Raw genomic sequence first — 18251 nt, forward strand, 5'->3', positions numbered from 1 at the left:
CGCGTTCCGCGCGGGGCGCCGGACCGGGCCCTCGCCGGGCCGGGCGTCAGCTGTCGAGGAGGTCCATCCAGGTGTCCTCGACCTCCTCGCGCGAGTGCACCTCGATCCCGGTGATCTTCTTCAGAGCGCCGCAGACCAGCTGCTCCTTCTTCTCGATCGCCTCGGGGCGGTAGCCGGTTTCGGCCGTGTCCAGGTGGTCCCACCAGTTGACGTGGGTGCCCCGGTCCTCCTTCTGGTCCCGGGCGCTGCCCAGGAGTTCGCCGTCCTCGCGGAGGAAGAGGTGGGCCACCGCGAAGGCGTCCTTGGCGTGGTACTCACCGCTGTCCACCAGCGCCTTGGCGAAGGAGACGAAGTAGTTGCGGTGCTGGATCTCGTCGGCCGCGACCTGCTTGAAGATCCGGCGCAGGCCCTCGTCCTGGATCACGTGCTGGCACTGGCCGTAGTTGACGGCGGCCGTGATCTCGGAGATCGCGAGCAGCACCAGGGTGCGCAGCATGTCGTCGTCCGGGAAGACCTTGCGGAACGCGAGGAAGGTCTCGTCGTCGATCGGCTCCATCCCGCTGACGTCCGCCAGCCGGTTGAAGACCGTCTCGTGGTGGGCCTCCTCCTCGTTCCAGTAGCGGCTCCAGGTGCCGCACGCCTCCATGACCGCCGCCAGCGCCGGGTTGCTCTTCTCCCAGCGGCGCACCTCGGCCTCGGCCTGCCGCTCCAGGCGGTCGGCGCCCGGCTTGGTGGTCAGCTCGGCCCGGCCGGCGTTCCAGACCAGGTTGCGGTCCAGCGGGGTGAGGCTGTCCAGGTCGACGGCGGACAGCATCTCGACGACGCTCCACCGGCGGGACTCGTGCAGCCGCTGCTGCTCCCAGGTGACGTCCACGAGGGACATCCGGCGCACCGTCAGCGCGTCCCAGAGGTCGGTGATGATGGCCGGCGGCTCGGCGGGGACGACCGCCTTCCGGATGACCGGGACGGCGAGGTCCGTCTCGACGATGCTCACGCGGCCGCCTCCTTCGCCTTCTGCTTCTCGAACTCCTCCAGGAACACCTTCAGCACCATCGGCGTGGGGGTGTCGAGGGGCAGCGCGGGCAGCCGCACCCGCACGCCGTAGTCCTTGCGTAGGCCATTGGCGGTCCTGGCGAACGCCTCCATGAGGTCAATGCTGTTGGTCATTGTGGGGCTGCGGCCGATCACCTCGGCCAGCGTCACGTCGTCGGCGAAAACCTCCTCGTCCGCGAGGCCGGCGTGCTCGCCGAATTTCTGCCGGATGTAGGACTCAACTTCGGGCGTCACCATGGCTCAGAATCATACAAGTTGTCGATTAAGCAGGCCAAGCGATCGCAGTTACATGGAAGTTAACGAATCGTCAGATCTGATTCGTGCCAACACCGATGAGCCCCCTGCCGGAACAGGGGGTCGGGTGTCGGGATTGGCTGCGGAATTCGGCCGAAATTACCGGACACCTGGTATGTCGACGGGCGCCGCCGCGGCCGGAATCCGGCGGATCGTCACCGCGGCGAGCAGGGCGACCGCGAGTGCGAAGCCGATCGCCAGGTACCAGGTGTCACGCGCCGCGCCGAGCGCGTCGGCCGCCGAGGCGGTCACCACGGAGACCGCGAGGGCCGTCCCGAGCACCGCGCCGAGCTGCCGGAAGGCCGCGTTCGCCGCACTCGCGGTGGCCAGCCGGGCCGGTTCGACCCCGGCCAGCGCGACCGCGCCCAGCACCGGCCAGACCAGTCCGGCCCCGGTGCCCATCACCACTGCGCCGGGCAGCCAGTGGGTGACGAAGTCGGGCCCCCGGCCACCGCCCTGGAGCAGCAGCAGCGTCCCGCAGGCGTAGATCAGGCAGCCGGCGATCACCACCGGGCGGTCCCCGAACCGCTCCGCGAGCCGGCTCGCCGGGCGGGCGACCAGCGCGGTGGCGATCGGCGGCGGCGTGGTGGCCAGCCCGGCCGTGATCAGCGACCAGTGCCAATGCCCGGTCAGGAAGAGGATGTTGTTGAGGATGACCATGTAGAAGGTCACCGAGAAGAGCATCGACCCGAGATTGCCGCCGATGGCGCTGCGCGAGCGCAGCAGGTCCAGCGCGATGACCGGCGCCGGGTGGCGGGCGCTGCGCAGCACCGCCGCCACCGCCAGCAGCAGGCCGCCGGCCAGCGCACCGAGGGTGCCGGGGCTCGTCCACTCCCAGTCCGGGCCCTTGACCAGGCCCAGTGCGAGCAGGCCGAGCGCGCCGCCGAGCAGCGCCGCGCCCGGCACGTCCGGGGTCGGACCGCCGCGCTCGCGCTGTTCGGTGAGGGACCTGGAGGCCCACACGGCCACGACCCCGATCGGGATGTTCACCAGGAAGACCGCCCGCCACGACCAGTGCTCGGCCAGCAGCCCGCCGAGACCGGGCCCGATGCCGGCGGCCAGCGCCGCCGCCGCGCCCCAGACGGTGATCGCGATCAACCGCCGGGCCATCGGGAACATCGGCATCAGCAGGGCGAGCGAGGTCGGCACCAGGATCGCGGCGCCCACCGCCTGCACCAGCCGGGCCGCGATCAACACCGCCGCCGAACCGGCGACCCCGCAGACCACCGAGGCCAGGGTGAAGACCGTGAGGCCGACCGCGAACGACCGCCGGCAGCCGAGCCGGTCGGCAGCCCGGCCGGCCGGCATCAGGAAGGCCGCGATCACCACGTTGTAGCCGTTGAGCACCCAGGAGAGCGTCGGCAGGTCGGAGTCGTCGAAGGTCTTGGCGATGTTGGGGAACGCCACGTTCACGATGGTGCTGTCCAGGAAGGCCACGAAGGCCCCGAGACAGCAGAGCAGCACCGCCCCGACGGGCGGCCCGGCGGGCGGACTCGCCACGGCGGCCTGTCCCTCGGCGGGCGCGACGGGCAGATCGGCCATGCGGGCGTCCTTCCTGGGCGACGGGGCGAGCGGTCGGTGCGCCGTCGGGGCACCGCGCCGCAGCGGGCCGGCTCCTTCCGGAGCGCGCCCGCACACCGCCGTCGAGTCGCCGGCCCCCCGGCCCGCGTCTCTCCCCCTCGGGGCGCGCCTGCTCGGCACGCCCTCCACCGCACACCCCGGGGGCGTGTGCGGACACGCGGAACCGGCAGTCCCCCCGCCTGTGAGCCGAGTGCGCGACGCCACAACTCGTCGCACCGCGAACCGCATTGGCAGCGGCACGGGCCGCACTCGACCCCCGCACACGCCGGTGGGCCTGATCAGATTGCGCGTTGTTACCCGCCAGTGTCAATCCCCTCCCGCCCACCGGACACGGCCGGGCGAGGCCTCCCTGACCGTCTGTCAGCAACGCTCCACCCGCCCCCACCGGCCAGGACGCCGACCGGTGCCGCCCCGGCGGGCGGGCTCGGCCGCGGGCGCTTCGCCCACGCCCGGCCGGCGGACCGGCCCCGCCCGCAACGACCGCGGCCCCGCAGGAGACTGCGGGGCCGGTCGTCCGCGCCGGGCCGTCGAGCGGCCCCGGCCCGGATCAGTTGACGAGGACCGCCGGGCCGCCGGGCTGGGTGGTGTCGGTGACCGGCCCGTAGGTGGCGGAGAAGTAGCCGTCCGCCGGGCAGAGCGAGGATCCACCGCTCTTGGCGAAGTGCTCGTTGCGGAAGGCCATGCTGTGGGCGGCGTTGTCGGCGTTGCCGGTGAACGCGCCGCTGAGCTGGTAGGTACAGGTGAGGGTGCCGAACCAGCTGTTGAGCACGGCGGTGGCCTGGATCGGCCCGGCGCTACCGCCGGTGAGGGTGACCGGCAGGCCCGGGCCGTCGTCGACGGCGATGACGTGCGGGAGGTTGCCGACGGTCAGGCTGCGGACGGAGGTGACCCCGGTGACGTTGCTGGTGCAGGAGCCGAAGGTCAGCCCGGTCAGCGACTCGGTCGCCGTACCGGGCGCCGCCGGGTTGGTCAGCACCTTGGCGGCGAGCTGGGAGGTGGCGCAGGTGACACCGGTCGTGCTGGTCGCGGTCGAGTAGAAGGTGGCGCGGGTGCTCGCGGCGAGCGGCGCGGCGAGCGCGTCGCCCGCCGCGACGGCGACGCCGCCGGCGGTCAGCACCGGGGTGGCGGCGGCGGGGCCCGGTGCCGCGGACGCGGGGGCGGCGCCCAGCGCGAGGGCGGCGGTGGCGGCGAAGGTGGCGGTGACGATGGCGGCACGGTGACGGCGAAGGCGCATGGGAAAGCCTCTTCCTCGGTGAGGGGGAATCGAGAAGACGAACTTTCGCTGCTCCCCGGCGGTGGGGGATCGGGGAGCTGACTACGTTGTAGAGCCGTGTCCATGCACCGTCAAGGCATGGCGGGGAACTTGCTGACTTTTCGTCAGCAAGAGCGGAGGCGGCATCCGGCGTCACGCGTCGGGAGAGAGTCCTCCTTCACGACCGCGAACCTGTGGCCCCCGAGCAGCGTCACGGCCCGTCGTGGTCGCCTCGTCTGCGATGGAGGGGCCAGCACCGGTTCACGCCCTCCGTACACGACAGGTGTGCGGTACCACTAATCTGGCCGACGGCGTCCGCGGTGTTCGGAGATGCCATGGAGATACGAGAGGGCGTGTGATCATGCCGGGAATGCCCGAGCGGATCGGCCGGTACACGGTGGCGGACACCCTCGGGTCCGGTGGCATGGGGGAGGTCTTCCTGGCCTTCTCCCCGGCCGGCGACCCGGTCGCCGTGAAGCTGATCCGCGCGGACCGGCTGGATCCGGTGACCCGGGCGCGGTTCGAGCGGGAGGCGCGGGCCGCGCGGAAGGTGGTCGGCACCGGCCGGGTGGCGCGCTTCCTGGACGCCGACCCGTACGCGGACCGTCCCTGGATGGCCATGGACTACGTGCCGGGCCGCACTCTGCTCGAGGAGATCGACGCCCGCGGTCCGCTGCCCGCGGTACAGGTCGCAAGCCTGGGGGCACTGTTGGCGGAAGGTCTCGCCGCGGTGCACGCCGCTGACCTCCTGCACCGCGACATGAAGCCGCAGAACGTCATCATGGGTGACTACGGTCCCGTGATCATCGACTTCGGACTGGCCGCCTTCACCGACGCGACGCACGAATCCCTCTCGCACAGCGGCATGATCGTCGGGACGGTGCGGTGCATGCCGCCCGAGCAGGCCGCGGGCCACCCACACGTCACGGCAGCGGCCGACGTGTACGCCCTCGGCACCGTCCTGCTCTACGCGGCGGCCGGCCACTACCCGTACGACGGCACCCGGTGGGAATCGATCGTCGCGCAGGTTGCCAACCCGGACCAGGCTCCGGACCTGAGCAGCGTGCCGGAGACACTGCTCCCGCTCGTCTCGTCCATGTTCGCGCACGAGCCTCAGGACCGACCGACCATCGAGCAGGTCGCGGACGCGTGCGGCGCCGTAATGTCCGCGTTCGGCATCCCCCCAGCCTCGGCGCGGCAGGCGCTGATCGCGCGCACGGGCAGCGGTTCCGAAGGCGCGGACCGGCTCACCATCGAGGTCGAGGACCGCCTCCCGACGGTCCCCGCGCCGACCCCCGGTGCGATCGAAGGCCCGGCGGAGTCCACCGCGGCGGCCGATCTTCCCGAGGCCCCGGAGGCCGAGCCGGCCCCGGTCGGACCTTCCGCACCGGCCCGTCCCCGCGTGCCGGCCTCGCAGCGGGTCGCCGAGGAGCTGCGCAAGGCTTACGCATCCATGCCCGCGCTGTAGGACGCCCCGGGTCGATCGTTCAAACGGTGCCGGTCCGGGCCCCGGCCTGGTTGGATAGCACGGTGGCGTCGGCTGCGCTCCGCGTGTGTGCGGCGCAGCGGTGCACAGCAGACGGCGAGTGCAAGTGAGTGGGAGTGCGGCGTGGCGGTCGACGCGGAGTCCGGCGGCATGACAGCGACCGAATCAGCGGGAACCGCGCCGGCAGAGGCCGGGTGGACGGCCTGGGAGCCGGAACCGGAGCCCGCTCCCGGTGTCGGCGCCCCGGCCACCGGGCCGGGATTCGCTCCCGGCTCGCAGGTCCTCGTCCGGGACGAGCAGTGGCTGGTCCGCAAGGTCACCTTGACCACTCACGACCGTTACATGGTCGAGGTCACAGGGGTCTCGTCGTTCGTCCGGGGCACCGAGGCGGTCTTCTACAGCCGGCTGGACGACATCCAGGTCCTCGACCCGCACGAGACGACGCTGGTGGCGGACGACTCCCCCAACCACCGCCGCGCCCGGCTGTACCTGGAGGCGGTGGTCCGCAAGTCCTTCCTGCCGCAGACCGAGCACGGCCTCGGTCTGGCCGACAACTTCCTCATGGACGCGCAGACCCACCAGCTGCGCCCCGCCGAGCTGGCCCTGTCGATGGCCAATCCGCAGCCGCGCCTGCTGATCGCGGACGTGGTCGGCCTCGGCAAGACGCTGGAGATCGGCCTGGTGCTGGCGGAGCTGATCCGCCGGGGCCGCGGTGAGCGGATCCTGGTGGTCACGCCGCAGCACGTGCTGGAGCAGTTCCAGCGGGAGCTGTGGACGCGTTTCGCGATCCCGCTGGTGCGGCTGGACTCGACCGGTATCCAGCGGATCCAGCAGGAGATCCCCTCGGGCCGTAATCCCTTCGCCTACTTCAAGCGCGTGATCGTCTCCGTCGACACCCTGAAGCGCGACGGACAGTACGCCCACCACCTGGACAGGACGGAGTGGGACGCGGTGGTGATCGACGAGTCCCACCGCCTGGTCAACCGGGGGACGGACACCAACGCGCTGGCCCAGCTGCTCGCCCGGCAGACCGACGCGCTGATCCTCGCCTCGGCGACCCCGCACAACGGTGACGCCCGCTCCTTCGCCGAGCTGATCAAGCTGCTGGACCCGGCGGCGATCGTCGACCCCGACCGCTACGAGGTGGCCGATCTGGAGCACCTCTACATCCGCCGGACCAAGACCACGCCCGAGGTCCGTGACTCGCTCAAGGGCGCCTGGGCGGACCGCGGACCGTCGGTGCCGGTGCACGCCGCCGCTAGCGAGGCCGAACTCGCCGTCTTCGAGGAGCTGGCCACCCGCTGGATCCCCCGCGAGGGCGCCGACGCGTCGGCGGCCTTCAGCCAGCTCGACGCCTACAACTTGCTCAAGTCGTTCCTCTCCTCGCACCGCGCTCTCCTCCAGACCATCGGCACCCGCAAGAAGACCCTGGGCGCGGCCGCCGATCCATCAGCAGAACCCGGGCAGGAGGCCCCCAAGGCCGGGCGCCGCAGGCGCACCGCCGAGGAGACCGCGAGCGAGCTCGCCGCCCTGACCGAGCTGGAGCGGCTGGCCCGCCAGGTGGGCGACGACGACTCGGCGAAGCTCCGGGCGCTGGTCGCCGAGCTGCGCGAGCTGGGTGTCGGCCCCGGCTCGGACGTTCGGGTGGTGGTCTTCTCCGAGCGCATCCCGACCCTGAAGTGGCTGGCCGAGGCGGTGCCGGCGGCGCTGGGCTTCTCCAAGGGCCCGAGCCCGGACGACCGGAAGCCCTGGCTCGCCTACGGCCACGGCCGCGGCGGCACGCACGCGGTGCAGGTGATGCACGGCGAGGCGACCAGCGACCAGGAGCAGATGAAGATCATCGAGGCCTTCGGGCTGCGGGACGACCCCGTCCGGCTGCTCTTCACCGGCGACGTCGCGTCCGAGGGCGTCAACCTGCACCAGCAGTGCCACCTGCTGATCCACTACGACCTGCCCTGGTCGCTGATCCGGATCGAGCAGCGCAACGGCCGCATCGACCGGTACGGGCAGAAGCGCCCCCCGCAGTTCCGCGCGCTGGTGCTGACCAGCGACCTGACCTGGCGCACCGATCCGGTCACCGGCGAGCCCCGCACCCTGGACGACCGCCTGGTCGGCGAGAAGCTGCTGCGGCGCGAGGAGGAGGCCCACAAGATCGACGGCTCCGCCGAGGCCGCCACCGGCCTCTACCGCGCCCAGGAGGAGGAGAACCGCCTCACCAAGGACCTCATCGCCGGGCGCACCGTCGAGCAGTCGATCAAGGCCTCCCGCCAGGCCGGCGGCGGCATGCTCGCCGGACTGCTGGCCCAGGTCGGTGCCGCCCCCACCCGCCACGAGGTGCCGCGCGCCCAGATCCTGCGGCTGTTCCCCGACACCGCCGCCTACTTCGAGACGGCGCTGCGGCAGATCTGCCGCACCAACCCGGAGGACGAGCTGTCGCTGCGCCGGGACCCGGACGGCACCATCGCCTTCGAGCCGCCGCGTGACCTCGCCTACCGGTTCCGGGCGCTACCGAAGTCCTATCTGGACGAGCAGCGGATCCTTCCGCGCCGCGACGAGCCCGGACGCCTGCGGGTGACCTTCTCGAAGGACCTGGCCGGCCGCCGCCTGGAGGTCGCCCGCGACTCCTCGGAGTCGCTGTGGCCGAACGTCTCGTACCTCACGGACATCCACCCGGTGATGGACTGGCTCACCGACAAGGTGCTGGTCGAGATCGGCCGCCACGAGGCGCCGGTACTCGCCGCCGCCGTCCCCGCCCCGGTCTTCCTCGTCCAGGGCATCTACTCCAACGCACTCGGCCGGCCGACCGTCGTCGAGTGGATGGCCGTCTCCGGACTGCCCGGCGACCCGGCGGTGGAACCGCTCGACAACGCCTTCCTCACCCGGGCCGGCGTGGACCCCGCCATGCCGGGCCGGGCCGCGCCACGGGACCTGCCCGGCCTCCAACAACTGGTACCGGCCGCGATCGACGCCGCTACCGGCTACCTGGAATCCCGCGAGGGCGCCTACCGCGAGCAGGTCGACGCCACCCTCGCCCCCTACCGCAAGCGGCTGACCCACTGGAAGCAGGAGGCGCTGTTCACCGGTGGCACCGCCGGCAAGCAGCAGGCCGCACTGACCGCGAGCCGCCGCTTCGACCTGGTCAAGTCGCTGGAGACGGCCGGCGCGCCGATGCTGCGCCTGCTGGCCGTCCTGGAGCCCACGGACAACGGCACCGCACCGGCCGGGCCCTCGCACCTGGAGACCTCGCACTGATGAGCACCGTCCACGACTCCTTCGGCAACCGCGGCGAGTACTTCGCCGCCCACTACTTCGCCGAGCAGCTCCCGGCCGACCTCAAGAAGCATCTGTTCGACACCTGGACGCTGCGCGAGGGCGACGAGCACGACCGCCGGACCACGGCCCGCGAGCGGGTCCGGACCTTGCGCGCCGCGTACTTCGGCGACGACCTGCGCCCGTACTTCGCCGAGGCCGACCGCGCGGACGCCGAGGACGCTTACGTCCGCCGCACCTACGGCAACATCGACTGGACGAAGCGGGTCGCGGAGTGGCACCAGGAGGTGCTGCGCGCCCTCGGGTTCGACGACGGCGGCCCCACCGAGCTGACCGTCCACCGGGCGGGCAAGGACCACGCCGTCCAGGTGGCTTACCACGGGCACGGCGTCGTCGCCCTGGACTGCGGGTGGGCCGCGGAGAACGACGCCGCGCTCGACGCGGCCGGCCCCGGCCGACTGCTGGCACCCCTGCGGGTGAGCGCCGCCGAGAGCTACACGGACGGCGCCGCACTCGCCTCCTGGCTCTTCGCCGGCAAGATCGGCGGGCCCGAGGGAAGCCCGCCGCGGTTCGTGCTGCTGCTGATCGGCGGCGTGCTCGTCCTGGCCGACCGCAACAGCTGGGGCGAGGGCCGGTACCTGGCCGTCAACCTGGATGCGGCACTGGAACGCAACGACCGTAGGCAGGGCGGCGAACTCGCCATGCTGGCAGCCCTGTTCGGGCAGGAGATGTTGCGCCCCGGCGACAACGGCGCCGAGCCGCTGCTCGACACCCTCCTCAAGGCCTCCGCCACCAACGCGGTCGGCGTCAGCGGCGAACTGCGCAGCGGGCTCCAGCGCTCGGTGGAGATCATCGCCCAGGAGGTGCTGGACCGGCTCGCCGACACCGGGCTGACCCCGGCGGACCTGGAGGACGGCCGCACCCCGTTCGCCAAGCGGCTCACCCGCGAGACCCTGCGCTACCTGTACCGGATCCTCTTCCTGCTCTACGCCGAAGCCCGGCCGGAACTCGGCATCCTCCCCGCCGACGACGGCAGCTACGAGGCCGGGTACTCGATGGCGCGTCTGCGCGAACTCGTCGCCCGCGACGAGGAGCTGGTCGAGCCCGCCGCGCGGGAGGGGTACCACCTGTACGCGTCGCTGGACGTCCTGTTCCACAAGGTCAACCACGGCCACCGCCGCTACGGCAGCGAGCCCGACGACGACCTCCCCGGCGACGACGAGGACACCAGGAAGGCCAAGGCCGCCCGCCGCAGCGAGGACCGCGGCCTGCGCTTCGAGCCCCTGCACAGCACGCTCTTCGAGGACCGCTCGGTCACCCTGATCGGCGGCAACACCCTGGACCCGCGCGCCGACGACGACTGCCCGGCCTGGCTGGACCTGCGGCTGCGCAACGCCGCCCTGCACGAGGTGCTGCGGCTGCTGACCATGAAGAACGCCAAGCGCGGTGAGCGCGGCGGCTTCATCTCGTACCGCAACCTGGGCATCAACCAGCTCGGTGCGGTCTACGAAGGCCTGATGTCGTACACCGGCTTCATCGCCGACCAGGAGCTGCGCGAGGTCGCCAAGGGCGGCGACCCGAAGGACGGCTCCTGGATGATCCCGGCCGACTGCCAGGGCGAGTACCCGGACGACGTCTTCGTCGAGTACGACGAGCGGGATGCCCGGAAGGGCCTGCGCGGGCGGAAGGTCTACTCGGAGGGTTCGTTCGTCTATCGGTTGGCGGGGAGGGAGCGGCAGACCACTGCCTCGTACTACACGCCGGAGTCGCTGACGAAGGTCACGGTCGAGCTGACGCTCAAGCACCGGCTCGACCAGGAGAAGGACGAGAACGGGCAGGCGATCCCGACGCGGGCGTCCGAGCTGCTCAAGTACCGGATCTGCGAACCGGCCCTCGGGTCGGGAGCCTTCCTGAACGAGGCGATCAACCAGGTGGCGAAGGAGTACCTGCGCCGCCGCCAGGACGAGCTGGGCGTCTCGATCCCCACCAGCCGGGCGCTGGAGGAGGAGCAGCGGGCCAAGGCGTACATCGCCCTGCACAACGCCTACGGCGTGGACCTCAACGCGACCGGCGTGGAGCTGGCCGAGGTCTCGCTCTGGCTCAACACCATGCACCCCGGCATGCAGGCCCCCTGGTTCGGCCTACACCTGCGGCGTGGCAACTCGCTGATCGGCGGGCGGCGCGCGGTGTTCAGCGGGGAGGACGTCGGGGCGAAGGAGAAGCTCTGGCTGAAGAGCAAGGGAGCGCTGGGGCCGACGCCGCTGCCGTTCCTGGGCGAGGACGGCGTCACGCGGCAGGAGCTGCCGGAGGGTGCAGTGCACCAGTTCCTGCTGCCGGCGCCGGGGTGGGCGGCTGTCGCGGGCGAGAAGGAAGCCCGGGCGCTGGCTCCGGAGGAGGCGAGGCAGCTCGGGGCGTGGAAGAAGGGCATCCTCAAGCCGCCGACGGTGAAGGCGGCGCGGGGGCAGAAGCTCTCGCAGCTGGCCCGGCTCCAGGCGGTGGCCCGGCGGGCGGAGTTCCTGTGGGAGGTGGTCGTCCGGCGGATGGAGGAGTCCGAGAAGGAGATCTCCCGCCGGATAGACCTGTGGGGCGCGGAGCCTACGGGCGGCGAAGACCCGCAGGAGTATGACTTCCTGCGTCGCCCCAAGGGTGCGGTGCCGAAGGAGAAGGTGTTCCGGGACCTCTTCGAGAATCCCGGTTCTCCGTACTGGCGGCTCAAGACCATGATGGACGCTTGGTGCGCCCTCTGGTTCTGGCCGGTGGAGCACGCCGGACTGCTGGACGGCAGTTCGGCGGTGTACGAGGCGCACGACGACGAGCTTGCGAGGGCTGCGCTGGCGGCCCTGCCCCAGGTGGGCAGCGAGGAGCCTGCCGTGGTCGACAGTGCGCCGACGCTCGGACTGGGCATCGCGGAGCAGGCTTCCCTGTTCAGCATCGGCAACGAGCAGGAATCCCTGCTGTCGGCACTCACCGACGCCGCGCCCGCAGCAGTGGCCCGCAAGGCTCCGACCGGGACACGGCGGCGTATCCCGGCACCCGTACGTCGGCCGGTCATCGCGCTGGCGGACTTCGCGGACTGGCTGGACTTCGCCGAGGCGTTGCTCGGCACCTACGACCAGCCCGAGGGCACCATTGTCGCCGACCTCGGATCGCTCGACACGATCGAGGGATACGAGCAGGGGCTTCCGGGCTTCATGGGCATGGACTCGGTACCCAAGCTCGACGAACGCTTCCCCTGGCTCGCCGTCGCCCAGGAGATCGCGGAGCGCCAGGGCTTCCTGCACTGGGAGCTCGACTTCGGTGCGGTCTTCGCACGCCACGGTGGCTTCGACCTCCAGGTGGGCAACCCGCCGTGGGTACGGCCTCGTTGGGACGAGCCGGCGGTGTTGGCGGAGCATGAGCCGTGGTTCATGCTCACAGAGAAGGCGTCCACGACGGAGAAGCAGCGCCGGAAGGGCGAGTTGCTGCGGTCGGCAGAGGTTCAGCGTTACGTGCTGGACGAGTTGACTTCCACCAGCGCCCAGGTCGAGATCTTCGGCTCGGAGCAGGTGTATCCGCTGCTGACAGGCACGCAGCCGGACTTGTACCGGGCGTTCATGAGCCAGGTATGGGCGCACAGCTCGGCTACGGGGACAGCAGGGCTGGTACATCCTGACACCCATTTCTCCGGCGACAAGGAGCGGGAGCTCCGGGAACGGGCCTACCAGCGACTGCGGGTGCACGGGGATTTCGTTAATGCAGGCCAGCGCTTCTTCCCTGAGCCCGTCGGGCACACCACACACTTCGGCGTTCACGTCTATGGTTCAACCAAGGAGATCGGCTTCGACCACCTCTCCTGGCTCGTCTCCGCCGACGCCCTGCTTCGTTCGGCAGGCCACGACGGGTCCGGCGACGCCCCGGGGGTCCGCTATCGCAACGGGGAGTTCGACGAGCGCCCACATCTCTCCCGGGTGGTTCGCGTTGATCACAAACAACTCGCGATCTGGCAACGGCTACTGGGCGAGAAAGGCTCACCTGTAGAACAAGCACCGCTGCTATTCCCCGTCAGTACAGCAGAGGCCGCAGCGATTGAGGCCCTAGCGAACTACCCGCTACGCCTGGGCTCTCTCCATCCACAGATCTCACCCGGCTACCACGAGACCGGAGCAAAGTCTGCAGGACTGATCGATTACAATAGATCCGAGGGTCCGGAAGGAGTTTCCCAACAGCCGAATCGCTGGCGCCAGGTGATCCTCAAGGGAACTCAACTGAGTATCGCCACACCCATCTTCAAACGCCATGACGCCAACAGCAATGACGCATTCGGGGTCGATCTCCTCGCGCTCGACGATGACTTCGTCCCCGACACCGCCTATGTGCGAGTGAGAGGGAATAATTCGCAGTACTTGTCAGCCCAGGACAGATGGATCGACTACAAGTCACTTTCTCGCCTTCGTTCCGATGGGGTAGCAGCATCGGCCGCCCGAAAGGCCGTGGCGGCGCGCGAGCAGATTGCCGAGGAAAGAGTTACAGCGGAGCAGGTTGACGCTGCACTCATCGCCCGATCTCGCCGACGCTACGCGATCTTCCACCGGCTGGCATGGCGTCGCCAGGTCGCACCGAACACGGAGCGGGCACTATACGCAGCACTTATTCCTCCTGGCACCACACACATTCACACAATGTACGACCTCGCCATGCCCGACACACGGCTTACCGCACTCGTTGCTGGCTTCTGGGCTTCGTTGCCCTTGGACTACTTCCTCCGAGCCACTGGTCGCAGCGACCTCGTGGTGAAGGGTGCCAAGGCCATGCCCGCCCCCTCCGCCGACCATCCCCTCGCTTCTGCCCTCCTCCTCCGCACCCTGCGCCTGAACTGCCTCACCAACGCCTACGCCGACCTATGGTCCGAGCTGTACGACCACACCTGGCCCGCCTACGAGCCGTGGGCTTGCGACTGGCCTGGCCTCCAACCGCTGCAGGACGTCACGCCCGAATGGCACTCCGGCACCCCGCTGCGTTCCGAGCGAGCACGCCGGTCCGCGCTCGTGGAGATCGATGCGCTCGTCGCGGTCTGGCTCGGCATGGACGCGGACGCGCTGATCGCCGCCTATCGCGGGCGGTTCCCCGTCCTGCAGAAGTACGAGGCTGTCACCTGGTTCGACGCTAACGGGTGGAAGCTCGCCGGCAACGCACGCACCTCAGGGCAGCGTCAGTCCAAGGAGAGCTTCGCCCAGCTCACCGCGCACCTGGCGGACTCGGACACCGCCCCCGTCCCCACCGGTTACACCGCCCCGTTCTACAAGGCCGACCGCGAACGCGAGATGCGGGAGGCGCACGCCGTGTTCCAGGCGCGCCTGGACGCAGAGGTCGCCCGCGGCAGGTGGGATCCGGTCCGCCAGGAGGTTCCGGGCGCCTCTGCCGGGGCCGCTGACGACGACAGTAGGGTCGGGCCATGACAGACCGCCGGCTTCTTCGACTCGAGGTGGAGAACTTCCGCAGCCTTCAGCGGATCTCCCTACCCCTCGGCGACCTGACCGTGCTGGTCGGGCCCAACGGCGTGGGCAAGTCGAACGTCCTCCAGGTGTTCCGTTTCCTCTCGGACATCATCAACTCCGACCTCGACCCGGCTCTCTCCTCTCGGGGTGGCTTCGACGAGTTGGCGTTCTGGGGCGGGGAGCGGCCGCCGACGACGATGCGGATCGGCTTGCAGGCACGCTGGACCTCGCACGCGTCCGCCGCCGCACCCGACGAGTACGAGCTGACCATCCGGCGGCGGAGCGACAAGCGTGTGGCTGAGGGCTTCACCATCTCGCGCAGTGAGTCGTTCCGGTTCAAGCGGACGAAGGGGCGCGGGCGCCGCATCACGGTTTCCGGCGAGGAAGCTCTGGTCACCGACATCGCAGCCGACAGCCAAGGTCGGCTCGACGACTCGGGCGAGCGAAGCTTGGGCATCAGCAAGCTCAGCAGCGGCCTGTCAACACTCCCCCGATTGGCCGCCGCGGAGGGCGGCGAGGAAGTGGCCACCATGGCCCGGGGCCTGTCGTCCTTCCGTGTGTTCGATGTCGATGTCACTGCCGCCCGACGTCCGAATAGAGTGGCCCGCATCCTGGTCAATAGGGATACCGGTCGGGAGATCAGGATCCGGACCTCCCCTCGCGGTCGACCGGTCGAACTCGCCGACGACGCAGGAAATCTGGCATTGTTCCTGGTCGACCTGTCCTCGGACCTAGTCATCTGGGAACGGCTCATCGACGATGCCCGGACAGTGCTGCCCAATCTGGAGGACATCCAATTCACCTCGTTCGGTGGCGCTGCCCAGTACGTCTCGGTTGATCTGATCGAACGGGGCCTGCGTCGCCCGACGCCGCTCGCCGATGCCTCTTTCGGCACCGTGCGTCTCCTCAGTCTGCTCGCCATGCTCTACGACCCGGCGCCGCCGGCGCTGACCTGTGTGGAGGAGTTGGACCACGGCTTGCACCCGCAGGCGCTCGAACTGCTGGTGGAGCGGCTGCGCGAGGCGAGTGAGCGGAGCCAGTTCATCGTCACGACGCACTCCCCCGCCCTGGTGGACCGGCTCGAACCGGAGGAGTTCGTGGTCTGCGAACGCGACCAGAACGGCGCCTCGCTGATCCCGTCGCTGAGCACCGAGGAGGTCCACAGCATCCGGGCGGCGAGCGAGGGACTTCCACTCGGCGAGCTGTGGTTCACGGGGGCTCTCGGCGGCGGCCTGTGAGCAAGCCGTCCAAGGGGGCAAAGGGCGGCGGAAGCACGGCCCGGATCATCGTCGTAGCGGGCGAGAGCTCAAACGACCGGGAGGCGCTCACCCACCTTGTCAGAGCCCAGCTGAGCACCTTCACCGGCAAGGTCGCCTCCATCAACGACCCGGTCGCCTTGAAGGACGCCACGGGAACGAACCTCTCCTCGCGGGTCACCAGGCTGGTCCAGAAGGCCAAGGCGGTGGCGGCCAAGGAGAAGGCCGACCTACACGGTCTCGCGATGCACCTCGACCTCGACGAGGTGTCGCGCGACCGCTACGACGCCGTACGGGCCAAGCTCCGAAAGGAGTTCGCCGACCGCTGCCCCGTCCCGCTCGCCCTCGCGTTGGCGACCTGGGAGACCGAGGGCTGGCTGTTGCTCTTTCCCGACGCGTTCCCCAAGGTCCACTCGGCCTGGAAGGTGCCGCAGCAGCTCCGGAACCGGGACACGGCACAGATACGCAACCCGAAGGAGGAGTTGCAGCGCCGGCTCGGCGCACCGCGCTACCGGGAGAGCGACAGTCAGACGGTGGTCAAGGCCGCCGTCAGGCTCGGCCACGCACCGGCGAAGCCCACCGGCAGCAACCACTCGTACCGCGACTTCCTCGACGATCTGGGTGCTTGGTAGGACCGGGCTCACAGACAGCTGTGCGGGCCGTGATCATCCACGGCCCGCACGGACGATTTCATGCCGCCGGAACTCAGGCGAGCGGGAACTCCCCCGCCCTGAGGGCAGTGACGAACTCCGCCCAGGCGTCACCGGCGAAACGGAGGACAGGCCCGGCGGGATCCTTCGAGTCGCGGACCGGTATGACACCGGGCAGGCCGTCGGCAACCTCTACGCACTCGTTGTCGGGCCCGCTGTAGGTGCTCTTGCGCCACACGACAGCGGCAGCGTCAGAGATTGAGGTCATGTACCGAACTCCTTGATCGAGTTGATCAGCTCCAGCGATTCCACCGGAGACAGTGCCTTCGTCCGTACGTCGTCCCAGAGGTCCGAGTAGGTCGCGATCTCCGGCGGCCGTTCCAGCCACATCGAACCCGATGGATTGTCGAGCAGCACGACGTCCATCGCGCTGGTGGACGGGAAGCTCAGGATCACATAGGGGCCGACCATGCTGGCATGTGCCCCGACTCTGAACGGGACCACCTGCACGGTGACGTTCGGGCGAGCCGACATCTCGGCCAGATGGGCAAGCTGGTCCCGCATGACGACGGGTCCGCCGACCTGCTGCCGCAACGCACCCTCCGCGAGTACCGCCCACACCGACAGCGGCTCCTCGTCCGTCAGCCGATGCTGCCGCAGGAGTCGGACCGAGACGAACTGCTCGATCTCCTCGGGCCGGGACCAACGCCGGCTCGCGACCGACAGAGCACGCGCATAGTCGGGCGTCTGGAGCAGAGCGGGGACTATCTGACTCTGGTACGTGCGGACCGACGACGCAACGGCTTCCAGCGCGATGAAGTCGCGGTAGGTGTCGGCCAGGACGCCACCGTACTCGTTCCACCACCCACCGCGGCGGCGCTTGTTGGCCGCACGTGCGAGCTCGGCAAGGCGTTCTGCCGTGGCGGGGTCGTCCTGGCCGTAGAAGCGGAGCATCGCGGTGAGGTCGGGCGCACGAAGTGGCGAACGACCGTTCTCGATCCGGGAGATCTTTCCCTTGGTGCAGTCCAGCTCGGCGGCAACGTCAGCAGTGGTCATGCCTGCTCGCTCCCGCATGGCGCGCAGCTCGTCTCCCAGCTGACGTCCCAGCACGGTTGACGGTGCGTTGGGCGTCTTCTCCTCTGGCACCAAACCTCCTTGAGTCGGCTTCAGTCTGCTATCCGGCGGATGCGCCGAGCAACAGAGTAGGCGTCGTCAACGTTTCGCCAGGAAACGTTGCACAGATCCCTCGCCCTGGAGCAGACTACATCCAGTAGTCGCTCGATCGACGCAAAGTGATCACGGCGATCTACTGCCGGGCATCCCCATGCCCGATCCACGGCGCAACGGCCGATCTCCGGCCGCCCGGTCGTCACCACCACTCGCACCACCGAAGGGCGATCAGCCATGCCCGAAGCCTGCAACGGCCTGCCCCCGGCCGCCGGCCCGTACCAGCAGTCGACCTGGCTCCCCAAGCACCGCCGCTCGGCCGGGACCGTCCGCCTCCTCCTCCGCGAGTTCCTCCGCCGGCGACCCGACCTCGCCGAACGCTTCTCCGACGTCGGCGAGCTGCTGCTCAGTGAGCTGGTCGCCAACGCCGTGCAGCACCCCCGGGTACCCGCCGACCGCCTCCTCCTCGTGCACTTCGTGCTCTCCCCCGCCGAGCTGCGCATCGAGGTCCACGACGCCGGCGACGACCTCCCCACCCGTCCCGCGGCCGCTGCCGCCCTGCCCGACCACGATGCCGAGGCCGGGCGCGGACTCTTCCTCGTCCAGCACCTCTCCCGAAGCTGGGGCTGCTTCCCCCGGCCCGGCGGCATCGGCAAGGCCGTCTGGTGCGCCATCGCCCCCGACGACGCCCCCGACCCCGTCCGCTCCCCCGCCGGTGCGAGCGAAGCCGCGTGACCGGCCCCGCCCTCCCCTGCCACCAGTAGGGCG

The 18251-nt window shown here is 70.2% G+C and carries 12 protein-coding genes; 6 read left to right on the forward strand and 6 right to left on the reverse strand.

What is annotated here, in order from left to right; genetic code table 11:
* Positions 1 to 46: 46 nt before the first annotated feature.
* The 4 genes from ACWDRR_RS28735 to ACWDRR_RS28750 form a co-directional block, all read right to left on the reverse strand.
* Positions 47 to 994 (reverse strand): acyl-ACP desaturase, encoded by a 948-nt coding sequence (locus ACWDRR_RS28735; protein WP_449775155.1) that lies wholly within the window; start codon positions 992 to 994, stop codon positions 47 to 49.
* Entirely contained in the window at positions 991 to 1290 is a 300-nt protein-coding gene (locus ACWDRR_RS28740) for a hypothetical protein (RefSeq protein WP_449775156.1), read from the reverse strand. The genes ACWDRR_RS28735 and ACWDRR_RS28740 overlap by 4 nt, the downstream gene beginning before the upstream one ends.
* Positions 1291 to 1446: 156 nt before the next feature.
* Complete coding sequence (locus ACWDRR_RS28745; protein WP_449775157.1) at positions 1447 to 2889, reverse strand: MFS transporter; 1443 nt, start codon at positions 2887 to 2889, stop codon at positions 1447 to 1449.
* A 586-nt stretch (positions 2890 to 3475) separates the two neighbouring features.
* Entirely contained in the window at positions 3476 to 4162 is a 687-nt protein-coding gene (locus tag ACWDRR_RS28750; protein ID WP_449775158.1) for a Tat pathway signal sequence domain protein, read from the reverse strand.
* A gap of 388 nt (positions 4163 to 4550) precedes the next feature.
* On the opposite strand from ACWDRR_RS28750, the gene ACWDRR_RS28755 reads away from it, so the two are divergent.
* The 5 genes from ACWDRR_RS28755 to ACWDRR_RS28775 all read left to right on the forward strand — a co-directional run bounded on the left by ACWDRR_RS28755 (position 4551) and on the right by ACWDRR_RS28775 (position 16298).
* The gene (locus tag ACWDRR_RS28755) at positions 4551 to 5648 is read left to right on the forward strand and encodes a serine/threonine-protein kinase (protein WP_449775159.1); all 1098 of its coding nucleotides are present in this window, start codon (positions 4551 to 4553) and stop codon (positions 5646 to 5648) included.
* Between the two features lie 168 nt (positions 5649 to 5816).
* A complete protein-coding gene (locus ACWDRR_RS28760) occupies positions 5817 to 8918 on the forward strand; it encodes an SNF2-related protein (protein ID WP_449775160.1) in 3102 nt (1033 codons plus the stop codon).
* A complete protein-coding gene (locus ACWDRR_RS28765) occupies positions 8918 to 14371 on the forward strand; it encodes a hypothetical protein (RefSeq protein ID WP_449775161.1) in 5454 nt (1817 codons plus the stop codon). Before ACWDRR_RS28760 ends, ACWDRR_RS28765 begins: the two co-directional genes overlap by 1 nt.
* Positions 14368 to 15648, forward strand: a complete 1281-nt coding sequence (locus ACWDRR_RS28770) for an AAA family ATPase (RefSeq protein ID WP_449775162.1) — start codon at positions 14368 to 14370, stop codon at positions 15646 to 15648. Before ACWDRR_RS28765 ends, ACWDRR_RS28770 begins: the two co-directional genes overlap by 4 nt.
* Positions 15645 to 16298, forward strand: a complete 654-nt coding sequence (locus ACWDRR_RS28775) for a hypothetical protein (RefSeq protein WP_449775163.1) — start codon at positions 15645 to 15647, stop codon at positions 16296 to 16298. Before ACWDRR_RS28770 ends, ACWDRR_RS28775 begins: the two co-directional genes overlap by 4 nt.
* Positions 16299 to 16371: 73 nt before the next feature.
* Here the strand turns inward: ACWDRR_RS28775 and ACWDRR_RS28780 are convergent, their stop codons facing one another.
* Both ACWDRR_RS28780 and ACWDRR_RS28785 read right to left on the reverse strand, forming a co-directional pair.
* Complete coding sequence (locus tag ACWDRR_RS28780) at positions 16372 to 16584, reverse strand: DUF397 domain-containing protein (protein ID WP_380572142.1); 213 nt, start codon at positions 16582 to 16584, stop codon at positions 16372 to 16374.
* Positions 16581 to 17462: a helix-turn-helix domain-containing protein gene (locus ACWDRR_RS28785; protein ID WP_380572140.1), complete on the reverse strand. Its 882-nt coding sequence runs from the start codon at positions 17460 to 17462 to the stop codon at positions 16581 to 16583. The genes ACWDRR_RS28780 and ACWDRR_RS28785 overlap by 4 nt, the downstream gene beginning before the upstream one ends.
* Before the next feature lie 258 nt (positions 17463 to 17720).
* On the opposite strand from ACWDRR_RS28785, the gene ACWDRR_RS28790 reads away from it, so the two are divergent.
* Positions 17721 to 18218, forward strand: coding sequence for an ATP-binding protein (locus tag ACWDRR_RS28790; protein ID WP_449775164.1), 498 nt, complete (start codon positions 17721 to 17723; stop codon positions 18216 to 18218).
* Positions 18219 to 18251: the final 33 nt, after the last annotated feature.

It is taken from the genome of Kitasatospora sp. NPDC003701 (genome assembly GCF_053587085.1).

Coding starts and splice junctions, on each gene's coding strand:
- ACWDRR_RS28790 (WP_449775164.1), top strand. CDS start 17,721: ATGCCCGAAGCCTGCAACGGCCTGCCCCCGGCCGCCGGCCCGTACCAG.
- ACWDRR_RS28750 (WP_449775158.1), bottom strand. CDS start 4,162: ATGCGCCTTCGCCGTCACCGTGCCGCCATCGTCACCGCCACCTTCGCC.
- ACWDRR_RS28755 (WP_449775159.1), top strand. CDS start 4,551: ATGCCCGAGCGGATCGGCCGGTACACGGTGGCGGACACCCTCGGGTCC.
- ACWDRR_RS28760 (WP_449775160.1), top strand. CDS start 5,817: ATGACAGCGACCGAATCAGCGGGAACCGCGCCGGCAGAGGCCGGGTGG.
- ACWDRR_RS28740 (WP_449775156.1), bottom strand. CDS start 1,290: ATGGTGACGCCCGAAGTTGAGTCCTACATCCGGCAGAAATTCGGCGAG.
- ACWDRR_RS28765 (WP_449775161.1), top strand. CDS start 8,918: ATGAGCACCGTCCACGACTCCTTCGGCAACCGCGGCGAGTACTTCGCC.
- ACWDRR_RS28780 (WP_380572142.1), bottom strand. CDS start 16,584: ATGACCTCAATCTCTGACGCTGCCGCTGTCGTGTGGCGCAAGAGCACC.
- ACWDRR_RS28770 (WP_449775162.1), top strand. CDS start 14,368: ATGACAGACCGCCGGCTTCTTCGACTCGAGGTGGAGAACTTCCGCAGC.
- ACWDRR_RS28745 (WP_449775157.1), bottom strand. CDS start 2,889: ATGGCCGATCTGCCCGTCGCGCCCGCCGAGGGACAGGCCGCCGTGGCG.